Below are 26,274 nucleotides of genomic sequence, written 5' to 3' on the forward strand. Positions count from 1 at the left end.
ATAGATGTTATCTGCTGGTAAGACCGTAAGAGCACAGCAGAGCATTTGGCTAGTAAGCCCGAAGAGTATAACCAAGTGTTAAATATGGAGGAAATTTAAAATGGCAAAGTATAGAAAACTCGGCAGAACATCAAGCCAGAGAAAAGCTTTATTAAGAAACCAGGTAACAGCACTTCTGAACAACGGAAAAATCGTTACAACAGAAGCTAAGGCTAAAGAGATCCGCAAGATTGCTGAAGGTCTTATTGCTATGGCTGTAAAAGAGAAAGATAACTTCGAAGAAGTTACTGTAAAAGCTAAAGTTGCTCGTAAAGACGAGAATGGCAAGAGAGTAAAAGAAGTTGTAGACGGAAAGAAGAAAACAGTTTACGACGAAGTTGACAAGACAATCAAGAAAGATATGCCTAGCAGACTTCACGCTCGCCGCCAGATGCTGAAAGTTCTTTACCCTGTAACAGAGGTTCCTACAGCACAGGCTGGAAGAAAGAAAAACACAAAAGAAGTTGATCTTGTTGCTAAATTATTCGACGAGATCGCACCAAAATACGCAGATCGTAAAGGTGGATACACAAGAATCGTTAAGATTGGTCAGCGTAAAGGTGATGCAGCTATGGAAGTTCTTATCGAGCTTGTATAATTGCAAATACTTTGATAATCTGAATAAGATAATTTTAAAGCTGTCATGTGAAAACATGGCAGCTTTTTTGTAATTTGTATGAAAATAAAATGTTTGATAATTTGCAAATAAGATATGTTGTCTTGTAGTTTACGATAGAAGGAGCTCCATCGCTTATACTTACACTCCAAGCACTGGACGTTTCCATGAGCCGTAGAACAAGCAATCATGTTCAGTAAGAACTTCCATGATTGCTAACGTCTCATTTCAACAGTGCTTAAGTCGTGCGCATATAAGAGATGGAGAGCCTTCTTAGCGTAAGTCTACGAGGCAAATTATTGCAGGGTAAATAAAAACTTCAACAGCCAGTCAATAAACAGGAATACAAAGCAAAATACATGCCTATGTGCGACTTGAGTACAATGGAGATGAGATAATGTCAATCGTGTAAGCCATTGCTGTACACGATTGACACGCTTATTAGCTCATCGAAATGTTCTGTACTCGGAGCGCAAAGGCATGTATTTGCTTATAAGTATTCCGTCTTATTTACGCTGTAATCTTCTCAACTTTAACCGTACATACTTTGTACTCTGGTGTACTTGAGATGGAATCCAGTGCATCGCTTGTCAGCCAGTTTGCACCACCTTCGATATAGTGGAAAGGCATCCAGCATTCACCAGGATTTGTCTTGTAGGATACGGTAGCTTTTGCCTGAATCGTTCCACGTCTGGAAGAAATGGAAACCATCTCTCCGTCTTCAACGCCAAGCTTTTGTGCATCTTCTGTGTTTAACTCGATAAAGGACTCGCCGGCAATCTGATTGATCCCTTCTGTCTTATCAGTCATAGCACATGCATTGTAATGATAGAGAATACGTCCTGTCATCATGATCAGAGGATATTCCTCATCTGGAAGCTCCATAGAAGGTGTGTATGCAGCTGGTCTGAAATATCCAAGACCTCTTGCAAATTTTCCTACGTGCATAATTGGTGTTCCAGGGTGATCTTTTGATGTACATGGCCACTGAAGTCCCTGTCCGTTTACTTCTTCGCTGTCCAGCCTCTCATGGCTGATACCGGCAAATGAAGGAGTTACAGATGCAATTTCATCCATAATCTGTGCAGGTGTCAGATGAGGCTGTGGATAGCCCATACGACGCATGATCTCAGTGAAGATCCAAGTATCAGGCTTCGTATCACCTTCAATCTCTACGGCCTTTCTGACGCGCTGTACACGTCTCTCAGTATTAGAGAAAGTTCCTTCTTTTTCAGCATAAGAACGTCCTGGAAGAATAACATCAGCAAGTTTTGCAGTCTCAGTCATGAACAGCTCATCAATTGCGAAGAAGTCCAGTGACTCAAGAGATTTGATTACGTGATGTGTGTTCGGATCTGTTCTGACCGGATCCTCTCCGAAGATAAACAATCCTTTAATATCTCCACTGATCATCTTAGGGAAGCAGTCCGTAGCTTTTGTACCAATATTCGGATTCAGCTTTGTATCCCATGCTTTTTCAAATTTTTCAAGAACTCCCGGTTTGTCGATGTTCTGATATCCGCTGAACTGGTTCGGAGAAGCACCCATATCGCAGGCTCCCTGTACATTGTTCTGACCACGGATTGGGTTAACACCACATCCAGGTTTTCCAAGTTTACCAACCATCATAGCCATGTTAGACAGGGACATAACACCTTCTGTACCAGTATGATGCTCTGTAACACCAAGACAGTACATAATTGGTGCACGATCAGCTTTTGCGTAAATACGTGCAGCTTCTCTCAACATATCTGCATCGATCTGACAGATTTCTGCTACTTTTTCAGGTGTATAATCTTTGACCATTTCTTTCATAGCTTCGAAGTTCTCTGTACGGTCTTCGATGAATTTGTGGTCGATTAAGTCTTCTTCAATGAAGATATGCATCATACCATTTGCAAACGCTACGTTTGTACCTGGTTTTAATTTCAAATGGATATCAGCATCTTTACACAGGTCGATATCACGTGGGTCAACTACGATGAGTTTAGCACCGCGCTGTACGGCCTGACGAACCTGCATTCCGATAACCGGATGTGCATGTTCCGGGTTAGATCCTACAAGGAGGATAGCATCAGATTCATGAGTAATATCATAAATGGTATTTGTCATAGCTCCTGAGCCAAGTGTGGTTGCCAATCCGGCAACAGTAGGAGCATGTCAAACGCGCGCGCAGTTATCGGTATTGTTGCTCTTAAACGCTGTTCTTACCATTTTCTGAAGCATGTAAATGTCTTCGTTGGTAGAACGAGAGCAGGCAAATCCGGCCAGCGCCTCACCTCCATATTGATTTCTGATCTCTGAGAATTTAGAAGCCACGAGATTTAATGCCTCATCCCATGTAGCACGCTCAAATTCACCAGTTTCTTTATTCTTAATTAATGGATAACGGATTCTTGCATCACAGTCTACGAAGTCGAAAGAACCACTACGTCCTTTGACACAGAGCAGATTGTGATTAGAAGGACCGTCTGCACCCTGCACGTCTACGATTTTGCCGTCTTTTACGTACAGATCCATCTGACAGCCTGTAGCACAGTGTGGACAGGTTGTGCGGACTTTCTTAACTTCCCATTCACGATAATCTTTTCTTCTCTTGATCGTAAGAGCACCTGTTGGACATGCCTGAGCACAGTTCCCACAAGACTCGCATAAGGAATTCTCCCAGCCTTCGCCGAACGGTACTTTTACATATACACGTGCACCGTTTCTCTCAAGAGAAAGGGCATGTCTTCCTGTAGCTTTTGCACAAGTACTGATACAACGCTGGCACTGGATACAAAGACCCGGGTCATAGGAGAGGAATGGATGAGCGTCAAATGGCTCATGCTGTACATCTCCGTGTGATGATTTAAAGTTTGGCACATCAATACCATATTCGCGTGCCATAGCCTGAAGCTCACAGGCACCATTTTTAATACATTTGAAACAGTTTGTTTTATGCTCAGCCATCAAGAGATGGAGAGTGTTCTTTCTGGATTCGATAACAGCTGGGCTGTCTGTTGTAATGTTCATGCCCTCTTTTACTTTTGTGTTGCAGGCAGTTACAAGTTTATTCATGCCTTCTACTTCTACGACACAGATACGACAGGAACCAATTTCATTAATTTTTTCCAGGAAGCAAAGTGTAGGAATATGGATTCCATGCTCCCTTGCAGCGCTTAAGATTGACTGACCTTCTTTTGCTTCAATCTGTACGCCATCGATTGTCAGATTAATCATAAGTCTCTACCTCCTACCATAGCTCCACATCCGAAGTGGTCACAACGCAGACAGCGGCATGCTTCCTGCATAGCTTCTTCATGTGTTAAGAGCTCTTCTACATGTTCGAAATCTTTCTTGCGGATATTTGCCGGGCGCTCACCAATCTCTGTACGTCCCATAAGATCACGCATATTTTCTTTTGGTTCCGGTACAACAGCTTCACAAGTGAGTGTGTGGTGGTAACCAAGATATTCATCAATATTGTGTGCAGCTACTTTTCCGGCAGCGATTGCACGAATTACAGTAGATGGACCAGTTGCACAGTCTCCACCGGTGAATACACCAGGGATTTCTTTTACTTCTGTGTCAAGTCCGGCCTGAAGGATATTCCATTTTGCAGGGATACCAAACTCTTCAAATGGAGCGGATACAATATCCTGTCCAACTGCGATCATAATAACATCTGCTTTGAATTCCTGTTTTTCTTTTGCAGCATCCTTTGGTGCCGGTCTGGATCCGCGGTAAGCACTAATCATCTGTGGTTGTGTGATCAGAGATTTACAGTTACCATTTTCATCTTTTGTAATCTCGACCGGAGCCTGCAGTGTTACAAGTGCGATTCCTTCCATAACTGCGGATTCGATCTCAGATTCCAGGGCAGTCATGTCTTTCTGACGGCGACGGTAAATGATGGATACTTCTTCTGCGTTGCATCTGACAGCACTTCTTGCACAGTCCATAGCAACGTTACCACCACCGATAACGACAACACTTTTGCCAGTGTAATCAGGAAGATTTCCATTTCCAATCTGATCCAGAATATCTACAGCAGATACAACATTTCCGGCGTCAGCACCTTCAATACGAAGTGTCTTACCTGTCTGAGCACCAATTCCAACAAAAATTGCATCATGTTTCTCGTAAATATCTTTGACAGGAATATCTTTTCCGATTGTTGTGTTGTATGTAACATGGATATCACCGCTATTTAAAATCGCACGGATATCTTCATCCAGACGATCTTTCGGAAAACGGTAATTCGGAATTCCATAACGGAGCATTCCGCCAAGTTTGTCATGTGTTTCATATACTTCAATCTTATGTCCCATAAGAGCTAAGAAGTATGCTGCAGTTAGTCCTGCAGGACCACCACCAATGACACCGATGGATTTTCCTGTAGAAGGATTCGGTTTTGGTGTAGCAACTTTGTCGACTGGCATCATATCAACTGCATATTTTTTCAGTGCACGGATGTTGATCGGTGACTCCAGCATCTTTCTTCTGCAGCGCTCCTCACAAGGATGCTCACAGACCATAGCACAGGCTGTCGGGAACGGATTGTCTTTACGGATCAGATTAATTGCTCCGGCGTAATCCTCTTCACCAACTAATGCGATATATCCCGGAATATTTACATGTGCAGGACATAAGGAGATACAAGGTACCTTCTGTCCGATGGATTCCAGACATTTTTTGTTTTCAATGTGGCTCTGATATTCGTCTGCAAACAGGTCTAATCCTTTTAAGACCTCATCAGCGGCATTCCAACCGATGGCACAGTCAGCAGATGAACGGATCATCGTAGCCATCATACGGATGTTATCCAAAGTTTTTTCTGTTGCACGGCCATCTAACACTTTCTGCATCAGACGTGCTACAAGTGGAAGACCGTCGCGGCACGGAACACATTTTCCACAAGTCTGGTTTGCAGCCGTACGCAACATAGAGATCTGCATAGTGATCGGGCAGCTTCCAGGAGGATAAACCTCAACTTTATGAGAAAAATGTCGTGCGATTTCATTCATTTTCACGTCATAACCTGACGGATCAGCAAGATATAATTTGCTCATAATTTTCCCTTTCTAAATTCAATAAAGATTTTTTTAGTCGTCTTTTAAGTAAACGAACCAGTAGGCAAGACCTACCAAAACTGCTCCGCCGATAATGTTCCCCAACGTTACCGGAAGAAGATTTTTGGTGAACATAGCTCCCCATGTAAGGCCAGATACGTCAGCGCCGGCAGCAGTTGCAGCTTCAAGATAGGCTGCATTTCCCTTAGCAAAAATACCGGCAGCAATATAGTACATATTGGCTACGCTATGCTCGAATCCACATAAAACGAACATCATGATTGGAAAGAACAATCCGATGATCTTGGAAGACACCTGCTTGGCAGCAAATGAAATCCATACAGCGATACATACAAGGAAATTACATGCAATTCCGCGAAGAAATGCATCGCCAAAGGAGAGTGATACCTTACCGGCAGCAGTGCTGATCATAGAAGCAGCAAGACCGTTGTTAAAAAGACCAGCCTGATGGCTGAATACACAGATTGCAGCAACACCAATTCCACCGACCATATTGCCAAGGTATACAACTACCCAGTTCTTCAGCATTCCGCCAAGAGTGATCTCTTTTTTGCAGAGCGGAATAACCAGAAGACAATTACCTGTGAACAGTTCACTTCCAGCGAGGAGTACCATAGTCAGTCCTCCTGGGAAGATGCATGCTCCAAGAAACTTGCCTACAGATGCCAGCGGAATAGATACAGCGGCTGCAGTAGAAGCAACGCCTCCAAATGCGATAAAGATTCCGGCCAGTATTCCAAGAACGAACATCTTGGCGACCGGAGTGTTTACCTTCCCCTTTCCGATAGCAATATAATTGTTAGCAATTTCTTTTGGTGAATTCATAACAAATTCCTCCCTTCCCCTAAAATTTTATTTCTAATATATATGATGCCGGCAAAAAGTTACGTAAAAACATCGTTTGCCCTGATATCATAATATATAGACTTCAAGCTTGTCGCCTGCCGCAAGAGGTTTACTTCCGGCAGGAATGACGGCCAGCAGATCACAATCGCTCATGGAAGAAACAGAACCATTGTGCTGGTTGCTAAGTGGGGTGAAATATAACATACCATTTTTGAAATCTGAATGACCTTTTAAAATTCTAGTCACAGGACTTGATTTTTTAAAATCAACCCCAAGATAAGCAGTTGCCTGTGAAAACGTGATGTCAGATCTTCCCGAGAGTTTTCTCATAAATGGAAAGCCGACACACAACAGACCTGTTGCGGCAGCACCCGGATTACCGGATAAGCCCAGAATGACTTTTCCGTCTTTAAATGCACCAAGCATTGCACCGCCCGGTTTGAATTTTAACCGGTGGAAGAGAAGGTCGCCCCCAATGCGACGTATCACTTCCGGCATATAGTCGAAATCACCGGCAGATACACCGCCTGTCGTGATTACGATATCATTGGTCTTGAGGGCGTCGAGTACGGCCCGACACAGGGAATCCAGATCATCACTGACCGTGTTAAGGTAGTTGGCAGTCATATGATGTTTTTGAATGTAACCGCCTAAAAGATATGGATTCGTATTATAAATCTTACCGTATTCTAAAGGAGAACCTGTATTCAAAAGTTCGCTTCCGGTACTGATAAGCCCGATGGAGAGCTTTTTATAGACCCCAATTTCAGCAATCCCCTGTCCGGCAATCAGTGCCAGGTCAGAAGCGGTAAGTATTTTGCCTTTTGGAACAAGCAAAGTTCCGGCTGCAACATCTTCCCCAGGTGGAATGATGTTTGCGGAGGTAACGGGCGCCGTTAATGTAACCGTATTCTCAGTAAAGGAAGTGCGCTCATGCATGATAATGGCATCGGCACCTTCCGGAACTGGTGCGCCGGTCATGATCCGTGCAGCTTTTCCTTCTGTGATTGGATAGGTTGGAACACTTCCGGCAGGAATTACCCCGGTAACGTCTAAAGTCACAGGATGTTCCGGTGAAGCAGCGGCTGTGTCAGCCTGACGAAGTGCATATCCATCATATGCGCTTTTGGCAAAAGAAGGCACCGGAATTTTAGCTGTAATATCTTCTGCAAGAATTCGTTCAAAAGCATCTTGTAGTAAAATGTGTTCTATCGTCTGAGTTTCTGGTTTTGCCAGATTCAGGAGACAGTCAGATGCTTCTTTTAAAGTCTGAATGTTCATATGTATGTTTTCCTTATTTTTCCTTATATAAATGTATCGATTATTTATAAATGTTTTAAATCTCCGTTATGATAATGTTGTAATATACAGTCAGCGATAGCTTCGATATTATCCCGACAATAAACGGGTGTATCTTGTATCAACTGTTCGGTTGAAAAATCAGCAGTGATATAGGAGATACAATTAGAAGCAGAAGCGAGTAAGCTGTTATTTTGTTCATCACTTCCAGTCAATAATATAAGCTTTGGATAATCGCTCCATTTGAAGCCTTCTAAAAGAACAAGATCAGCATCACCGACAAGCCCCGCAATTGCAGATTCCTGTAAAGGTTCCCGTTTTACAACGGAATATTTGTCGTTATCATAGACGATGGAAGCACTCACGCCTGCCTGCCAGAACCGATAACTGTCTGTTCCGGGAGAATCAGGTTCGAAAGAATGTCCGTCATGTTTGACTGTGGCGACCTTAAGTCCCCGGTGGATCAGCTCTGGGATTAATCGTTCCATTAAAGTGGTTTTTCCGGAGTTTTTAAATCCAGAAATGGCCAGGCAGCTTTTTGCAGTCAGTTTTTGGTATTCCTCTGGTGTATTGATATTCTGTAGCTGCCAGGAATCTTCTTCTACGTGATAAAAATGAACCTTTAAGTTGTTCAAAGCATCCATGATCCGAAGATTTCCATTATCCAAGCACCTCTTTAGTACAGGGGTGCAGCTTTTGCGATAAATACCACACAGGGGGTGGATCCGATCATCCGCCGTGACACAGATAAGTGCATCAGTATCAGAATGTTTCATGACTTCCTGAAGGTGATGAGCCAGTGTTCCGGAAAAAAGAGGAACGTCACAGGGAAGAACGAGCAGCGCATCCGACTCGCAGACAGATAAGGCACTGTAAAGTCCGCTCATAGGACCGCAATCTGAATATCGGTCATCAATCATTGAATAAGGGATTTCCGGATGCCGGGCGGCATCATCGACTGAAACCAGAATCTCAGGAAAATCGCGTAGTTCAAAAATCAGTTTGTCGAGAAATGTTGTTCCATTAAGTCTCAGAGAGGATTTCCGATATCCCATCCGACGGCTTTTTCCTCCTGCCAGTATCAGGCAGCCTGTGTTCATCTGTATCACCTCGTGTTGTATTTATCTATAAACAAGCGCGCTTATAGGCGTTTCTTTCGGTTAATTATAGCATTTGAAATTTAAAACCACAAGGAAAGATATATGTTTCACAGGATTGATAAAATTGGGACGGGTTTTAAATGAAACTAACTAAATTATATTTAGAAAATATAAGGACGTTTATAAAAAGAAACTATAGAAAAGACGTTGCTATTGATAAAAAAATAGCATTGTGACTAATTTAGATAAAAGTATTTACAAAATTTTATCTAAATGTTACAATATGACCGTTACTTATTCTAAAAACAATCGGTAGAGAGGGAAGGAATAAAAAAATGAGTAGATTAACGATCGATACTCCTAGCAGGGCAGACCTTGTTATGGAGCAGCTCTACAAGGATCTTGAGCGCAGAATCGAATCAAGCCCACCGGGATTATGTCCAGTAGACTTGTCTCGCGCATTTTTGGAGTTATGCCATGCTCAGACTTGTGGAAAATGTGTACCTTGCCGTGTCGGTCTTGGTCAGTTGAATCACCTGATCAGAAAGGTACTGAACGGCAACGCAACAATGGAGACACTTGATACTATGGAGCAGACAGCAAAGTCTATTATGGAGTCTGCCGACTGTGCGATTGGATATGAGGCAGCGCATATGGTATATAAGGGACTGATCGGATATCGCGATGATTATATCGAGCATATCAAGAACGGACGCTGTACCTGTACATATAATCAGCCGGTACCATGTGTATCCTTATGTCCTGCACATGTTGATATTCCGGGATATGTAGCGTTAGTTGGGGAAGGACGCTATGCAGATGCAATCCGTCTGATCCGTAAGGATAATCCATTCCCGACAACATGTGGATTTATCTGTGAGCATCCATGTGAGGCAAGATGCCGTCGTAACATGATTGATGATTCTATTAATATCCGTGGCCTGAAACGAGTGGCAGCAGACTTTGCAGGGGAAGTAGAGCCGCCAAAATGTGCACCAGGCACAGGTAAGAAAATTGCTGTATTAGGAGGAGGCCCGGGAGGACTCAGTGCAGCTTATTATCTGCAGCTTATGGGACATCAGACAACGGTATATGAGATGCTTCCAAAGCTTGGAGGTATGCTCCGCTATGGTATTCCGAACTACAGACTTCCGAAAGACCGTCTGGACGAGGATATCAATGCAATCTTAAAGACAGGAGTAGAAGTAAAATACGGTCTTAAGATCGGTGAAGATATTACAATCCAACAGCTTCGCAGTGAGTACGATGCTGTTCTGATTACAATTGGAGCAAGTACAGATAAGAAACTTGGACTGGAAGGCGAAGATGCAGACGGAGTCATCTCAGCAGTACAGTTCTTAAGAGATGTAGGAAAAGACGAAGCACTTGACCTGACTGGAAAAGAAGTCGCAGTTGTCGGTGGTGGTAATGTATCTATGGATGCAGTCCGTACAGCCAAAAGACTGGGTGCTAAGAAAGTCAGCATTGTATATAGAAGAAGAGTTGCAGATATGACAGCTCTTCCGGCAGAGATTGAAGGAGCAATTGCAGAGGGAATTGAAGTACAGACTCTGAAGGCCCCGGCATCTCTGGATATTGATGAAAATCATCACATTAAAGGAATGTATGTTACACCGCAGATGATCAGTGAGATCAAAGGCGGACGTGCAAGCGTAAAAGCAACAGGAGAGCCAGATCAGTATATTCCATGTGATATCCTTGTTGTGGCAATTGGTCAGAATATTGAGACAGATCATTTCGCAGAAGCAGGAATTCCGGTAGAGCGTGGTAAGATCGTGACAACTGCAGGAGGAGATTTCCTGGATATGCCAGGTGTATTTGCAGGAGGAGACTGTGCAAGTGGTCCGGCTACTGTGATCAAAGCGATTGCAGCAGCAAAAGTTGTAGCTGCCAACATTGATGAATATCTTGGATATCATCATGAGATTTCCTGTGATGTAGAGATTCCGAAAGCAAGCCTTCATGACAGAGTACCTTGCGGACGTGCAGAACTTACAGAGCGCGAGGCATGTGAGAGAGTCTGTGATTTTGAAGGAGTGGAGAACTGCATGACCGAAAAAGAAGCAAAACAGGAAGCTTGCCGCTGTCTGCGCTGCGATCATTTCGGATATGGAATATTTAAAGGAGGCAGAGAAAAATTATGGTAAATCTTACAATAGATGGAAGACAGATTTCAGTAGAAGAGAATACCACAATTATGGAAGCTGCCAGATCCGTTGGTATTCAGATTCCGAGTCTTTGTTATCTCAAAGGCATCAATGAAATAGGCGCCTGTCGCGTGTGTGTGGTAGAGCTGGAAGGAAAGGACAGACTGATCACCGCCTGCAATAATATTTGCGAGGAAGGTATGGTCATTTATACAAATAGTCCGAAAGTCAGAAAGGACAGACGTACAACAGTAGAACTGATTCTTTCTGAGCACGACTGTCAGTGTGTAACTTGTATGAGAAGCGGCAACTGCAGTCTTCAGAAAATTGCAAATGATCTGGATATTTTAGAACTTCCATTTCATCAGTATCTGGAACACCAGCCATGGGATAAAACATTTCCACTGATTCGTGATTCTGCAAAATGTATCAAATGTATGCGTTGCGTGCAGGTGTGTGACAAGGTTCAGGGGCTTGGTGTCTGGGATGTAGAAGGAACCGGTTATCACACAACAGTTAATGTGTCAGGTCATAATTCTATCCGAGAGGCAGATTGTGCACTTTGTGGTCAGTGCATTACACATTGTCCTGTCGGAGCACTTCGCGAGAGAAGTGATACGAATGAAGTATGGAAAGCAATTGAAGATCCGGATAAGATCGTGGTTGCTCAGGTAGCACCTGCTGTCCGCGCAGCATGGGGAGAGGAACTCGGACTGGCACCGGAAGATGCAACAGTTGGAAAAATCATAGATGCCCTCAAGAGAATGGGAATAAACTATGTATTTGATACAACATTTTCTGCGGATCTTACGATTATGGAAGAGGGAAATGAATTCGTAAAGAGATTTACAAGTGGTGAATTAAAAGACCGCCCGATGTTCACTTCCTGCTGTCCGGGATGGGTGCGCTTTATTAAGAGTCAGTTCCCACATCTGGTAAAATATCTGTCTTCCGCAAAATCACCACAGCAGATGTTCGGTGCAGTTATGAAGACATATTTTGCAGAGAAGCTGGGCGTAAGTCCGGAGAAGATCTATACTGTATCTGTTATGCCATGTGTGGCTAAGAAGGCAGAGCGTGAGATGGATCTTTATTATGAAGAATATGCAGGACATGATATTGATGCAGTTATCACCACACGTGAGCTGATCCGAATGATCCGTTCTGCACATATCAGCCCACAGACACTGGTAGATGTTGAGAGTGACCGCCCGATGCATGAGGGAACCGGAGCCGGAGTCATCTTCGGTGCAACCGGTGGAGTTATGGAGGCGGCACTTCGGTCGGCTTACTATATCATCAAAGGTGAGAATCCGCCGGCAGAGGCATTTACAGCAGTCAGAAGCCAGGGATTCAATGAAAATGACGGCGTTCAGGAAGCAAATTTCCAGATTAATGATATTACAGTGAGAACTGCAGTAGTCAGCGGACTTGGAAATACAAGAGAATTGATTCGCAAGATCGAATCCGGTGAAGTGCACTATGACTTTGTAGAAGTTATGGCGTGTCCGGGAGGATGCGTCGGTGGTGGCGGACAGCCGATCCACGACGGCGAAGAGCGCGCATTTGAACGTGGAAAGAACCTGTATTATCTGGATCGCAATGCGAACCTTAGATTCTCTCATGAGAATCCAGATGTCATTCAGATGTACAAAGAGTACTTTGAGGCACCGATGTCTCACAAAGCTCACATGCTTCTACATACTGAGCATAAGAAAAATATGTAGAAAAATGCGTAAGAAAAATGCATAAGAAAGATAGGCAGTCTGTGTGTATCATAGTTGGGGGCTTTTGCACCCGACATCATAAAGAAAATGATGGATAAGAGAAGGGGCGTGTGAAAAACGGAAGTTTTTTCATGCGCCCTTTTTGCATAATGTAGAATTGTATTCAAGAATGCCTCGGCATTCTTGCTGCGAGGTGCGCGTAATGCAATTGCATGACATACTTCTACTGCGCACCTCCGCAAGTCTACAAATGAGAACAGGTTGTTTTTACATAAGCTTAGAATTATAATAAAGAGGTAGTTAGAAAACTTGAAATACTCTTGACATTATGCGTCCTTTGAGTATAATCAGAATTAAGAGATTTCATAATATGAAAATAGGTTTCGCATAATGAAACTGAAAAAGAAGAAGGAGAAGAAGATCATGAATGAAGTATTAGAGAAGATTCAGAAAATTGGTATTGTACCAGTCGTTGTATTAAATGATGCAAAGGACGCAGAGCCACTTGCAAAAGCTCTTTGCAATGGAGGACTTCCATGTGCAGAGGTTACTTTCCGTACAGATGCAGCAGAGGAGTCAATCCGTATCATGTCTGAGAAATATCCAGAGATGCTTATTGGAGCCGGAACAGTTCTGACAACAGAGCAGGTGGATCGTGCTGTAGCAGCAGGAGCAAAATTTATCGTAAGCCCAGGACTGAATCCTAAGATTGTAAAATACTGTGTAGAGAAGAATATTCCGATTACACCAGGAATCTGCACTCCAAGCGAGGCTGAGCAGGCAATCGAGAATGGTCTTGAAGTTGTAAAATTCTTCCCGGCAGAGCCAGCAGGCGGACTGAAGATGATCAAAGCTATGGCAGCTCCATACACAGGACTGAAATTCATGCCTACAGGTGGAATCAATGCGACAAATGTAAAAGAATATCTTGCATATGACAAGATTCTTGCATGTGGCGGAAGCTGGATGGTAAAAGGAAGTCTTGTAGAGGCTGGAGAGTTCGACAAGATTGAGGCAATGACAAAAGAAGCTGTAGAGATTGTAAAAGAAGTAAGAGGCTAGTCTTATGAAGAAAAAAGCATTTGATCTGCTGACATTAGGAGAGATTCTGCTTCGTCTGTCCCCACCGGACAATGAGCGTATCGTACGTGGAGAGACATTTCAGAAGCAGGTTGGCGGCGCAGAACTTAACGTAGCTTCCGGCGTATCTCTTCTTGGTCTGAGATCCGGTATCATATCAAGAATTCCAGACAGTAGTATCGGTATGTTCGCAAAGAATAAGATCCGATTCTGTGGAGTCAGTGATGATTATCTGGTATACGATACAGGAAAAGATGCAAGATTGGGCGTGTATTACTACGAGAACGGAGCATACCCGAGAAAACCGGGCGTGGTCTATGACAGACAGCATTCGTCCATGACCAGAATTGACATCGATGAATTTGATGACAGTATATATGAATCGACCAGATGCTTTCATACCTCCGGAATTACTCTGGCGCTCAGTGAAGAGTGTCGGAAGACCGGAGTAGAGATGATTAAGAGATTTAAGGAAAAAGGCGCACTCATTTCATTTGACGTGAACTTCCGCCTGAATCTCTGGTCAGGAGAAGAAGCAAGAAAATGTATTGAAGGAATCCTTCCTTATGTAGACATTTTCTTTTGCTCCGAAGACACTGCAAGACTGACATTTGGAAAAGAAGGCAATGTAAAAGAGATCATGGAAAGCTTTGCAGCTGAATATCCAATCTCCATCATCGCATCCACCCAGCGTACTGTATTAAGTCCAAAGATACATAACTTTACTTCTGTAATTTACGACGCAAAAGCGAAGAAATTCTATGAAGAGAAACCATACGAGAATATCGAAGTTGTAGATCGTATCGGAAGCGGAGATGCTTATTGTTCCGGAGTGCTGTATGGACTTTTGAGAGAAGACGGAGGGTGTGCAAGTGCTCTTCGCTATGGAAATGCCAGCAGTGCAGCCAAGAATACTATCCCAGGTGATATGCCATCATTGGATCGTGAGGAGATAGAGAATATTATCCATGATCACGAGACAGTCGGATATCATAGTGAGATGAATTGGTAAATTGAATATATTGTGAAGTAAATATATGAACCCCGCCTGAGGTTTCAGAGCAGGTGAGATATTTTCTATAGTTGCTGCGTCGCTGATATCTTACTCTCGACGGAAACTCGCTTAAAGAACAAGCTCAAACAATCCGTCGAGAGCAAGGCTATACTCGCAACTATGACGAAAATATCCCAATCCTGGCCTGGAAATCCTCAGGCGTTTTTGGTTTACTTTACAATATATTGAAGAAGAGGAAGTAAAGGATCTCCATGTTACAGTTTTCTACTTAGCCTAAATGATAACCTTCCAGCGTAAGCCGTCCTGCTTCCAAGAAGTTTATTTTTTACATACTGAGTGGGAGAAATAGAACTGAAAAACAGGCGGTGCGCATAGAAACATTGAATTATTTTGTAGTTGATGCGAGCATAGCTTGAACTTTCGGAGCATTGTCTGAGCCTGTTCATCAGGCGAGTTTGCGTAGAAAGTTCAAAATAAGCGACGCAGCATCAACAAAAAATATTCAGTTTCTGTGCGCACTGCCTGTTTCAATTCTATTTATCACAGAATATGATAAAAAATAAACAATAATGTTAAAAAAATATCATTTATATATTGACAAATAATTAACGATATTTTATACTACCAAATGTAAAGAATAAAAGACGTCTAATCAAGTAAACTATAATCCATACTTTTTATTTACAGGAGGGAATCCAGATGGCTAAGAAGAAAGATGTTGTACCGGTATTTGTTGACAATGTGGAAGCGTTGGAAGCGAAGATGCAGGCGATGCGCGAGGCGCAGAAAATCTTTGCCACCTATACACAGGAGCAGGTTGATAAGATTTTTTATGCGGCAGCAGTTGCAGCGAACAAAATGCGTATTCCACTTGCAAAGCAGGCAGTTGAGGAAACCGGACGTGGTATTGTTGAGGATAAAGTAATCAAAAATCACTATGCAGCAGAGTATATTTACAATGCATACAAAGACACAAAGACTTGTGGTGTGATTGAGGAAGATAAAGCATTCGGAATTAAGAAAATCGCAGAGCCAATCGGTCTTGTGGCAGCAGTTATTCCGACAACGAACCCGACTTCAACAGCAATCTTTAAGACATTGATCTGTCTGAAGACGAGAAATGCAATTATCATCAGTCCGCATCCGGCAGCAAAAGCTTCTACAATTGCAGCGGCAAAAGTTGTTCTGGACGCAGCAGTGAAAGTTGGAGCACCGGAAGGAATTATCGGCTGGATCGATGCACCGTCACTGGAACTGACCAATATGGTCATGAAAGAATCTGACATCATCCTTGCAACGGGTGGTCCGGGAATGGTAAAGGCAGCTTATTCTTCCGGAAAACCGGCACTTGGAGTTGGAGCCGGAAATACACCGGTTATTATTGATGACACAGCAGATATTAAACTTGCAGTTAACTCCATCATTCATTCCAAAACATTTGACAACGGTATGATCTGTGCATCTGAGCAGTCCGTAACGGTTCTGGACAGTATTTACGATGAAGTAAAGAAAGAATTTGCATACAGAGGCTGCTACTTCCTGAAAAAAGGAGAAGAGCTTGATAAGGTTCGTAAGACGATTATTATAAATGGAGCATTGAATAACAAGATTCCTGGAAAATCTGCATATGAGATTGCAAAACTTGCAGGTGTGGAAGTTCCGGAAAATACAAAGATTCTGATCGGTGAAGTAGAATCCGTAGACATTTCTGAAGAATTTGCACACGAAAAATTATCACCGGTACTTGGAATGTATCGTGCGAAGACATTTGACGAAGCCCTTGAAAAAGCGGAGCGCCTTGTAGCAGATGGAGGATATGGACACACAGCTTCTCTTTATGTACATCCTGCTGAGACAGAGAAAATTGCAAAACATGCTGAAGCTATGAAGACATGTCGAATCCTGATCAACACACCGTCTTCTCACGGAGGAATCGGAGATCTCTACAACTTTAAACTGGCACCGTCACTGACACTTGGCTGCGGTTCCTGGGGAGGAAACTCCGTATCTGAAAATGTAGGTGTAAAACACCTGCTCAATATTAAAACAGTTGCAGAGAGGAGAGAAAATATGCTTTGGTTTCGGACTCCGGATAAGGTATACTTTAAGAAAGGCTGCATGCCGGTAGCGCTTGATGAACTTGGAAATGTACTGCACAAAAAGAAAGCATTTATCGTAACAGACAGCTTCTTATATAAGAATGGTTACGTAGCTCCGATCGAGCAGAAACTGGATGAGCTTGGAATCCAGCATACATGCTTCTTCGAGGTGGCACCGGATCCGACACTTCAGTGTGCTGAAAAAGGTGTGGATCAGATGCGTGCATTTGAGCCGGATACGATCATTGCTCTTGGCGGTGGATCTGCCATGGACGCAGCAAAGATTATGTGGGTAATGTATGAGCATCCGGAAGCTGACTTTGAGGATATGGCCATGGACTTCATGGATATCCGCAAGCGTGTATTCACTTTCCCGAAAATGGGCGAGAAAGCTTACTTTGTAGCAATCCCGACTTCTTCCGGAACAGGTTCCGAGGTGACACCATTTGCTATTATTACAGATGCCGAGACAGGCGTAAAATGGCCAATTGCAGATTATGAGCTTCTTCCGAATATGGCAATTGTAGATGTAGATAACATGATGACTCAGCCAAAAGGACTGACCAGTGCATCTGGTATCGATGTTATGACTCATGCAATTGAGGCATATGTATCTATTATGGCGACGGATTACACAGACGGACTTGCCCTCAAGGCAGCAAAAGCAGTATTTGAGTATCTGCCGAGAGCATACGACAATGGTGCAAATGATCCGGAGGCCAGAGAGAAGATGGCAAATGCTTCTTGTATGGCAGGAATGGCATTTGCAAACGCATTTCTTGGACTGAACCACTCCATGGCACATAAACTTGGTGCATTCCACCACCTGCCACACGGAGTTGCAAATGCAGTGATCCTGACAGAAGTTATGAGATATAATGCTGCAGAAGTACCGACAAAAATGGGAACATTTTCACAGTATCAGTATCCACATGCACTGGCAAGATACGCTGAAATCGGCCGCTTTGTAGGCTGCCAGGGAAAAGACGATGCAGAAGTATTTGAAAACTTTATTGCAAAACTGGAAGAGCTGAAAGAAAAAATCGGTATTAAGAAGTCCATTCACGAGTACGGCATTGATGAGAAATATTTCATGGACACACTGGACGACATGGTGGAGCAGGCATTTAACGATCAGTGTACAGCAGCAAACCCAAGATATCCACTCATGAAAGAAATCAAAGAGTTATACTTAAAGTGCTGGTAAGGAGGTAAATGTGATGAAACTTACGAATCCGGAATTAATTGTGAAACGTTCTTATAAGGAAGTCTACAAGGACGGGGATAAGATTGTAAAAATATTTGAAAAAGATCACCCGAAGTCAGCCGTTTTTAATGAGGCGCTGAATACAGTTCGAGTCGAGGAGGCAGGACTGGATATTCCAAAGCTTGATGAGGTCACACAGATCGATGAAAAATGGGCACTTGTTATTGAGTGTCAGGCAGGCGAGACTCTGGAAACAGTCATGGAAAAGGATTCGGATAATCTGGAAAAATATATGGCAGAGTTCGTAGATCTTCAGCTTCAGATCCACGCAAAGACGGCTCCGATGCTTACGAAACTGAAAGACAAACTGGCAAAACAGATCAATCAGTTAAAAGAACTGGATGCGACCCAGAGATATGAGCTTCTGGTACGTCTGGAGAGCATGCCGAAGCATACAAAAGTATGCCATGGAGACTTTAATCCAAGTAATGTCATCGTAGGCGAGGACGGCAAGCTGACAGTTGTAGACTGGGCACATGTTACCCAGGGGAATGCCAGCGCAGATGCGGCACTTACTTACCTTCAGTTCGCACTGAAGAACCGTGTGGCAGCAGAGATGTATCTGACTATGTTCTGCAAGAAGAGTGACACTGCGAAACAGTATGTACAGCAGTGGTTCCCGATTGTGGCAGCAGCACAGCTTGAGAAGAACAATGAGCTTGAGAAGGATTTCCTGATGAAGTGGATCGATGTCATGGATTATCAATAAAAATATTTGATATATAATTTGATTAAAATAAATAATAAAGCATATATAAGAAGATATATTGACAAACTTCTATGTATGATGTAAAGTGTGAATAGAACGAAACCGGTACGAAAGTTCGTGCCGGTTTTTATAAAACTAAAACATAGAGATATTTCTATATTTCTATATAATGAATTGTTTATAGAAATATCTAATGTTTAAAAGGAGACGTTATGGGTGCGATTAAGACAGGCTGGGATTTTTTTCAGGACCAGATATTAGGTATGCACTGGCTGAAAGATCTCATAGGAAATCTGCTTGTAAAGGCAGGAATGGGGGAGAGTAGATTTCCCGGTGAATTTTTACATTTTTTTATTTATGATGTGATTAAGATTTTTGTACTGCTGGCGGTGCTTATTTTTCTGATTTCTTATATTCAGAGTTATTTTCCACCGGAGAGAAGTAAGAAGATTATGGGAAGATTCCATGGTATCTGGGCGAATATTATCGGGGCATTGCTTGGAACGGTGACACCGTTCTGCTCCTGCTCTTCAATCCCAATCTTTATGGGATTTACAAGTGCGGGACTGCCACTTGGTGTGACATTTTCATTTCTCATATCTTCTCCGATGGTAGATCTTGGTTCGCTTGTGTTGCTCATGAGTGTGTTTGGAGGCAAGATTGCGTTTGCATATGTAATTGTAGGTCTGATTGTGGCAGTAGTTGGAGGCACTTTGATTGAGAAGCTTCATATGGAAGACCAGGTGGAGGAGTTCATCAGACAGGCTCAGAATGTGGAGATTGAATCCCCAAAGCTGACGGTAGGAGACAGAATGAATTATGCAAAGAATCAGGTGGTATCCACTGTGAAGAAAGTTGCACCATACATTTTTGCTGGAGTAGCAATTGGGGCGGCAATTCACAATCTGATTCCGGAGCATATAGTTCGAAGCATATTAGGAGAGCAGAAGTGGTATGCGGTGCCGCTGGCAACGGTAGTCGGAGTACCAATGTATGCGGATATTTTTGGAACGATACCGGTTGCAGAAAGTCTGCTGGCAAAAGGGGCAGGGCTTGGAACAATCCTGGCATTTATGATGTCAGTAACAACCATTTCATTCCCGTCACTGGTGATGTTGTCAAAAGCAATCAAGAAAAAGCTACTTGCAATATTTATCGGAATTGTGTGCATGGGAATTGTCATTGTAGGATACCTGTTTAATATATTTGGATATATGCTATGATAAAGATATCAGAAGATTTTTGAACAGTCAGGAAGGTGATTAGATAATGGATGATAAAGTGATGATAGATTATGCAAAATATGCCCGTATATTTAAGGTAATGTCAAACCCAAAGCGTCTGAAAATTATAGATATGCTTTCCGAAGGGGAACTTTGTGCATGCAAGATTCTGGAAGAGTTTCACATCACGCAGCCAACGTTATCTCATGATATGAAGGTAATGTGTGACCTTGGAATTGTGAAAGCGAGAAAAGAAGGAAAGTGGATGCAGTATTCACTGGATATAGAAGTTTTAAATGATGTGTATAAGACAGTCGGAAGACTTATGATACCAGGAGCTTATGCGGGACTTTTAAATTGTAATTGTAATACAGAAAGGGAGAATGAGAAGAATGAATCAGATTAAATTATATTTTCTGACAGGTTTTTTGGGATCAGGAAAGACAACACTTTTAAAGAATCTTTTAGAGAATATGGAAGGAATGAAAGTAGGAGTCATTCAGAATGAGCTTGGAAAAATCAGCATTGACGGAACAGTACTACAGAATGATGACATTCACATGGTAGAGTTGAATAGAGGATCTATTTTCTGTAGTTGTCTGCGACTTTCTTTTGTCGATGCGCTTGCGAAGATGTCACAGCAGGGATTGGAATATGTATTTGTTGAAAGTTCCGGTTTTGGAGATCCTTCCAATGCGGAGGAGATTCTGGAAGCTACAAAAGTACTGGTTGGGGAAGTATATGATTTCCGTGGCTGTATCTGTCTGGTGGACTGCTACAATTTTCTGGATCAACTGGAGGACGAAATTACCATCGACCGTCAGTTAAAGCACTGCAATCTGGCAGTTCTGACAAAGGTAGATTTAGTGGACAGAGAGCAGATTGAACTGATAAAAGAGAAGGTACAGGAGATTAATCCGGTCTGCCCAATTACAGAGAGTGAGAATGGCAATATTAACCGTTCATTTTATGATATGGATCTGATGAAGTATCAATGGGCAGAATGCGAGGAGACAACCAACTCAGCAGAGACAAAGCCAAAGACATTTTCCATGAACTTTGCAGGTGAGATTGAAAAAGACAAACTGGAAGCTTTCCTTGAGAGAATTGAGCCGAGTGTTTATCGAGCGAAAGGCTTTTTCAAGGTAAAAAATGAAGGCTGGGAGAAGGTCGATGTAGTTGGAAAGAAACTGGATTATGCGCCATATGAAGCGCAGGAGAAGTCAGAACTTGTATTTATCTCCAAGATTGGAATCGCACTGATCCGGGAGATTAAGGAAGCATGGGATGAGTGTGTCGGACTTCCGATGGATCTGAAGAATTAGGATGGAATTTTAGTTGCCAAGCATACGACAAAAAGGTCCGGTGTACCTTTTTTAGTTGCCAAGCATACGACAAAAAGGTCCAGTGGACCTTTTTTAGTGAATGTGATGAGATGAGGAGTCAGATATGAATATAAAAGTAATCGGCAGTGGATGTGAGAACTGTGATAAGACGAATGCAATTGTAGCAGAGTGTGTAGAGGAGCTTGGGATTGATGCGAAGATTGAGCGTGTTGCAGATCTGGTAGAGATTGTAAAGCTTGGAGTTATGACAGCGCCGTCTGTCATGATTGACGGAAAGCTTGTTATTTCGGGACAGGTACCATCAAAGAAACAGATGATGAAAGTGCTGAAAAAGTAAGGGAGACGAAAAGAGATGAACATCAGGATGATTGGTTTTGACCTGGATGGAACACTTCTGACAACGGACAAGATTCTGACGGAGAGAACGAAGAAAGCATTGGAGGCAGCGGCAGATCAGGGAGTGATTCTGGTACCGGCGACGGGACGGCCGTTATGTGGACTTCCAAAGGAACTTCTGGAGCTTCCGTTTATAAAATATGCAGTGACAGCCAATGGTGCCAGAATTTTGGAGACAAAAACAGAACAAGTTTTATCAGAAATGTTAATTTCGGTAGAAAAAGCGCGCGAAATATTGGATATTTTCTCAGATTATGATACACTACGAGATGTGTATTACGATGGAATCGGTTACTCAGAGAAAGAGAAGCTTGTCCATATTCAGGACTATGTCATGACGAAGGCCATGGGCGAATATATTCTTAATACTCGTGTCCCTGTTGAAAGTGTAGAAGAGAAGTTTGAGACAGAGAATCGAGGGACAGATAAAGTACAGGCTTTGTTCCGATACCAGACTGACAAGGAAGAAGCATGGAAGCGTATCCGTAAAGTGACAGGAGTGGAAGCAACCGGAGCATTGGAGAATAATATTGAGGTCAATGCAGAAGGTGTCCATAAAGGGATGGCTCTTTTGGAACTGGGCGAGATATTCGGAATCAGTCGGGAGGAAATTGCGGCATTTGGTGATGGATCCAATGATACGATGATGCTTAAGACAGTCGGAATGGGAGTTGCCATGGCGAATGGAATGCCGGAAGTGAAGGCAGCAGCAGACAGATTGACAGATTCCAATGATGAAGAAGGCGTGGCAAGATTCATAGAGAAATACATATTAAAAACTGAATAGGAGGTAACTAATGTTAGACGTATTGAAAGTCATTTTGCTCGGAATCGTGGAAGGAATCACGGAGTGGCTTCCGGTCAGCAGTACAGGACATCTGATTCTGGTGGGGAATGTTTTAAAACCGGGACTCAGTGATGCTTTTATGGAGATGTTCAACGTAGTCATCCAGCTTGGTGCTATTATGGCGGTCGTTGTTCTGTATTTTCATAAGTTGAATCCGTTTTCACCAAAGAAGACTCAAAAACAGAAGCTTTTGACCTGGCAGATGTGGATCAAAGTATTGATTGCCTGTGTACCGGCCGCTGTAGTGGGATTGCTTTTCGATGATATTCTGGATAAGATTTTTTATAAGCCGCTTCCGGTAGCTGTGATGCTGATTGTATATGGTGTACTATTTATTATAGTAGAAAACCGTAATGAAGGAAGAAAACCGGCTGTCCGCAGAATCTCTGAACTGGATATTAAGATGCTGTTGTGGATCGGTGCTTTCCAGATGCTGGCCCTGATACCAGGAACTTCAAGATCAGGTGCAACAATTGTCGGCGCGCTGATCATCGGAGTATCCAGAGAAGTGGCAGCTGAGTTCACATTTTTCCTGGCAATTCCGGTCATGTTCGGAGCAAGTGCACTGAAGCTTATCAAATTCGGATTCCACTTTACAGCAGCAGAATTCGGATTCCTGATGCTTGGCTGTGTAGTTTCTTTTGGAATGTCTGTTATTGCGATTAAGTTCCTGATGAACTATATCAAGAAGAATGATTTCAAAGTATTTGGATATTATCGAATTATATTAGGTGCACTGATTATTCTGGTAGCACTATTTAAGATGCTACTTGGATAAAAATGGACTTGAGTTTTAGCTGAAACGTGTTAAAATATGTATTATGCAATAAATATGTATAATCATGCAGAATAAAATTTTAGGAGGATAGGGTTATGAAAATGAAAAAATTAACCAGCGTACTTTTGGTTGCAGCATGTGCGCTTTCATTAGTAGCATGTGGCGGATCAGGAGACAAAAAGGACAGCTCCAAGGGCGGTTCATCATCAAAAACAGCAAAGGTTATCGATATTGACCTTACAAATGAAGAGTATGCATTCGGAGTAGATAAGACTCAGCCAGAGCTTCTTGAGAAGACAAATGCATTTATTGAGAAAATTAAAGGTGACGGAACATTAGATAAGATCTGTGACAAATATTTTGGAAGCGGAGAGCCAGAGGCAGTTGAATCTGCAAAACTCGACAGCTCCAAAGATCAGCTTGTAGTTGCTACAAATGCAGCATTTGAACCATTTGAGTATACAAAGGGAGACAGCTACTACGGAATCGATATGGAGATTGCTAAGCTTCTTGCTGATGAGCTTGGAAAAGAGCTTGTAATTGAGAACATGGATTTCGATGCAGTATGTCTGTCTGTAAGCCAGCAGAAATGTGATATTGCTATGGCAGGTCTTACAATCAATGAAGAGAGAGAAGAGTATGTAACATTTACAGATTCTTACTATTCAGCATCACAGAGACTGATCGTACCAAGCGACAACACTGCATTTGATGACTGCAAGAGCGCAGACGATGTAGCAGCACTTCTGGCTAAGACAGAGAAATCTGACAAGATTGGTGTTCAGGCCGGAACAACAGGTCAGTATTATGTAGAAGGAAGCGAGGACTGGGATTTCCCTGGACTTCCTGCAGAGTGTGTAACATATAAGAGTGGTTCCCTTGCAGTTCAGGATATGCTCAATGGAAACATTACATATGTAATCATCGATGCAGCACCTGCATCAGCTATTACAGAATCTATCAACGAGATGCAGTAATTCTCAAGCGATAGATTAGAAGAAGAGAGAGATTATGGGTAATTTTGATCAGAAAGTAAACAAGTTTATAGAGATTTTTGTGGAACAGAATGGTTATGCAAAAGTAATTCAGGGTCTGCAGAATACACTGTTAATTGCAGTGACAGGTTTAATCATTGGTATCATTGTTGGAACTTTGATTGCAACAGTGCGTGTACTTCCAAAGTATAAAACATTGCCAAAAGTATTGAATGGCATCTGCAGCTTTTATGTAGCACTGTTTCGTGGAACACCTATGGTAGTTCAGTTGTTGGTATTTTATTATGTACTTCTTCCAATCATCGGACTGAAAATTACAGGAGTACAGGTAGCCATGCTTGTATTCGGACTCAATAGTGGTGCGTATATATCAGAGATTATGCGAAGTGGAATTCAGTCTGTGGATTCCGGACAGATGGAGGCCGGTCGTGCAGTTGGCTTAAGCTTTGGGACAAGCATGATGAAAATCGTGATTCCACAGGCAGTAAAAAATATTCTCCCGACTCTTGGAAATGAGTTTATTTCCCTGATCAAGGAGACTTCAGTTGTAAGTTTTGTAGGAGCAGCAGATCTCTATGTTGCATTTAACTATATTGGAAGTAACAGCTATGAATTCATGGTTCCATACCTGGTAATGGCACTGATTTATATTGCACTGGTATTGATTATTTCCTTACTGATAAAATTGATGGAAAGGAGCCTGAAGAAGAGTGATAGACGTAATTAATCTGAAAAAAAGCTTCGGTGATGTTGAAGTGTTAAAAGGCATCGATATAACCATCAATAAAGGGGACATCGTAGCAATTATCGGACCGTCCGGTTCCGGTAAGAGTACATTCCTAAGATGTCTGAACTGTATGGAAGATCCGACGTCCGGACAGATTATTTTTAACGGTGTAGATATTGCAGATATGAAGGTGGATATTAATATTCACCGCCGTCATATGGGAATGGTATTCCAACATTTTAATCTGTTCAATAATAAGACAGTTATTGAGAATATTATGCTTGCACCGGTTTACACAAGATGCCAGGATCTTAAAAAAGCGAAGAGAAAGAAATTATTCGGAAAAGGTGGGGCAGATGCATCACTTGCAAGTCTGACAAAAGAGCAGATCAAGAAAGAAGAGAAGGAAAAGGCAATGTCCCTTCTTAAGAGAATCGGTCTGGAAGATAAGGCAGATGTATATCCGTCGACGTTATCAGGTGGACAGAAACAGCGTATTGCAATTGTACGTGCACTTGCTATGGATCCGGATGTCATTCTTTTTGATGAGCCGACATCAGCACTTGATCCAGAGATGGTAGGTGAAGTACTGGAACTGATGAAGCAGCTTGCGGGCGAAGGAATGACCATGGTAGTTGTAACACATGAGATGGGATTTGCAAAAGAAGTGGCTTCCAGAGTTGTATTTATCGACGAGGGAGTTATCAAAGAAGAAGCAGCTCCGAAAGAGTTCTTTGAAAATCCGAAAGATGCACGATTAAAAGAATTTTTATCAAAAGTATTATAAGAGATTATAAAAAAGATATAAAGAGACAGAGTGGAAAGAAATCCATCCTGTCTCTTTTTGCGTATGTGAAAATGTGGTATAGTAGAAACAACAAAGTTATCACAGATAAAAATGCCTATTAGACATAGAAAGAGG

21 protein-coding genes are annotated in these 26,274 nt (G+C 42.4%); 16 read left to right on the forward strand and 5 right to left on the reverse strand.

The features are described from left to right. The first annotated feature begins 100 nt into the window (after window positions 1-100). The gene (locus NQ560_RS01930) at window positions 101-637 is read left to right on the forward strand and encodes a bL17 family ribosomal protein (protein WP_005332321.1); all 537 of its coding nucleotides are present in this window, start codon (window positions 101-103) and stop codon (window positions 635-637) included. A 528-nt stretch (window positions 638-1,165) separates the two neighbouring features. Here the strand turns inward: NQ560_RS01930 and fdhF are convergent. The 5 genes from fdhF to mobB form a co-directional block, all read right to left on the reverse strand. Then, a complete protein-coding gene (fdhF, locus tag NQ560_RS01935) occupies window positions 1,166-3,877 on the reverse strand; it encodes a formate dehydrogenase subunit alpha (protein ID WP_081445662.1) in 2,712 nt (903 codons plus the stop codon). Next, window positions 3,874-5,709, reverse strand: a complete 1,836-nt coding sequence (locus tag NQ560_RS01940) for an NAD(P)-binding protein (protein WP_005332317.1) — start codon at window positions 5,707-5,709, stop codon at window positions 3,874-3,876. The genes fdhF and NQ560_RS01940 overlap by 4 nt, the downstream gene beginning before the upstream one ends. Before the next feature lie 33 nt (window positions 5,710-5,742). Further along, on the reverse strand, window positions 5,743-6,555 hold the full coding sequence (locus NQ560_RS01945) for a formate/nitrite transporter family protein (protein ID WP_005332316.1): 813 nt from the start codon (window positions 6,553-6,555) through the stop codon (window positions 5,743-5,745). A gap of 87 nt (window positions 6,556-6,642) precedes the next feature. Further along, a complete protein-coding gene (locus tag NQ560_RS01950; RefSeq protein ID WP_005332314.1) occupies window positions 6,643-7,857 on the reverse strand; it encodes a molybdopterin molybdotransferase MoeA in 1,215 nt (404 codons plus the stop codon). Between the two features lie 44 nt (window positions 7,858-7,901). Then, complete coding sequence (gene mobB / locus NQ560_RS01955) at window positions 7,902-8,975, reverse strand: molybdopterin-guanine dinucleotide biosynthesis protein B (protein ID WP_005332312.1); 1,074 nt, start codon at window positions 8,973-8,975, stop codon at window positions 7,902-7,904. A 335-nt stretch (window positions 8,976-9,310) separates the two neighbouring features. On the opposite strand from mobB, the gene NQ560_RS01960 reads away from it, so the two are divergent. The 15 genes from NQ560_RS01960 to NQ560_RS02030 all read left to right on the forward strand — a co-directional run bounded on the left by NQ560_RS01960 (window position 9,311) and on the right by NQ560_RS02030 (window position 26,139). Beyond that, window positions 9,311-11,143 carry an NAD(P)-binding protein gene (locus NQ560_RS01960; RefSeq protein WP_005332310.1) on the forward strand — a complete coding sequence of 611 codons (1,833 nt, stop codon included), beginning with the start codon at window positions 9,311-9,313 and terminating at the stop codon, window positions 11,141-11,143. Then, the gene (locus tag NQ560_RS01965; protein WP_005332308.1) at window positions 11,137-12,870 is read left to right on the forward strand and encodes a [FeFe] hydrogenase, group A; all 1,734 of its coding nucleotides are present in this window, start codon (window positions 11,137-11,139) and stop codon (window positions 12,868-12,870) included. Before NQ560_RS01960 ends, NQ560_RS01965 begins: the two co-directional genes overlap by 7 nt. A gap of 423 nt (window positions 12,871-13,293) precedes the next feature. Continuing rightward, window positions 13,294-13,932, forward strand: a complete 639-nt coding sequence (locus NQ560_RS01970) for a bifunctional 4-hydroxy-2-oxoglutarate aldolase/2-dehydro-3-deoxy-phosphogluconate aldolase (RefSeq protein WP_005338994.1) — start codon at window positions 13,294-13,296, stop codon at window positions 13,930-13,932. A 4-nt stretch (window positions 13,933-13,936) separates the two neighbouring features. Next, entirely contained in the window at window positions 13,937-14,962 is a 1,026-nt protein-coding gene (locus tag NQ560_RS01975) for a sugar kinase (protein WP_005332306.1), read from the forward strand. 702 nt (window positions 14,963-15,664) lie between these two features. Beyond that, window positions 15,665-18,271 (forward strand): bifunctional acetaldehyde-CoA/alcohol dehydrogenase, encoded by a 2,607-nt coding sequence (gene adhE / locus NQ560_RS01980; protein WP_005332305.1) that lies wholly within the window; start codon window positions 15,665-15,667, stop codon window positions 18,269-18,271. Between the two features lie 13 nt (window positions 18,272-18,284). Further along, window positions 18,285-19,040: an aminoglycoside phosphotransferase family protein gene (locus tag NQ560_RS01985; RefSeq protein ID WP_005332304.1), complete on the forward strand. Its 756-nt coding sequence runs from the start codon at window positions 18,285-18,287 to the stop codon at window positions 19,038-19,040. 212 nt (window positions 19,041-19,252) lie between these two features. Further along, a complete protein-coding gene (locus NQ560_RS01990; protein ID WP_005332303.1) occupies window positions 19,253-20,263 on the forward strand; it encodes a permease in 1,011 nt (336 codons plus the stop codon). A gap of 46 nt (window positions 20,264-20,309) precedes the next feature. Further along, window positions 20,310-20,669, forward strand: a complete 360-nt coding sequence (locus NQ560_RS01995) for an ArsR/SmtB family transcription factor (protein ID WP_005332302.1) — start codon at window positions 20,310-20,312, stop codon at window positions 20,667-20,669. Beyond that, a complete protein-coding gene (locus NQ560_RS02000) occupies window positions 20,656-21,588 on the forward strand; it encodes a CobW family GTP-binding protein (RefSeq protein ID WP_005332301.1) in 933 nt (310 codons plus the stop codon). The genes NQ560_RS01995 and NQ560_RS02000 overlap by 14 nt, the downstream gene beginning before the upstream one ends. A 124-nt stretch (window positions 21,589-21,712) precedes the next feature. After that, a complete protein-coding gene (locus tag NQ560_RS02005; RefSeq protein WP_005332299.1) occupies window positions 21,713-21,946 on the forward strand; it encodes a thioredoxin family protein in 234 nt (77 codons plus the stop codon). A 15-nt stretch (window positions 21,947-21,961) separates the two neighbouring features. Then, window positions 21,962-22,792: a Cof-type HAD-IIB family hydrolase gene (locus NQ560_RS02010; protein ID WP_005332297.1), complete on the forward strand. Its 831-nt coding sequence runs from the start codon at window positions 21,962-21,964 to the stop codon at window positions 22,790-22,792. 10 nt (window positions 22,793-22,802) lie between these two features. Continuing rightward, complete coding sequence (locus NQ560_RS02015) at window positions 22,803-23,630, forward strand: undecaprenyl-diphosphate phosphatase (RefSeq protein WP_005332295.1); 828 nt, start codon at window positions 22,803-22,805, stop codon at window positions 23,628-23,630. A 95-nt stretch (window positions 23,631-23,725) separates the two neighbouring features. Further along, window positions 23,726-24,607, forward strand: coding sequence for a transporter substrate-binding domain-containing protein (locus tag NQ560_RS02020; RefSeq protein WP_005332294.1), 882 nt, complete (start codon window positions 23,726-23,728; stop codon window positions 24,605-24,607). A 34-nt stretch (window positions 24,608-24,641) separates the two neighbouring features. Next, window positions 24,642-25,352, forward strand: coding sequence for an amino acid ABC transporter permease (locus NQ560_RS02025; RefSeq protein WP_005332292.1), 711 nt, complete (start codon window positions 24,642-24,644; stop codon window positions 25,350-25,352). Beyond that, the gene (locus NQ560_RS02030) at window positions 25,336-26,139 is read left to right on the forward strand and encodes an amino acid ABC transporter ATP-binding protein (RefSeq protein WP_005332291.1); all 804 of its coding nucleotides are present in this window, start codon (window positions 25,336-25,338) and stop codon (window positions 26,137-26,139) included. The genes NQ560_RS02025 and NQ560_RS02030 overlap by 17 nt, the downstream gene beginning before the upstream one ends. Window positions 26,140-26,274: the final 135 nt, after the last annotated feature.

It is taken from the genome of Dorea formicigenerans (genome assembly GCF_025150245.1).
Classification (GTDB): Bacteria; Bacillota; Clostridia; order Lachnospirales; family Lachnospiraceae; genus Dorea; species Dorea formicigenerans.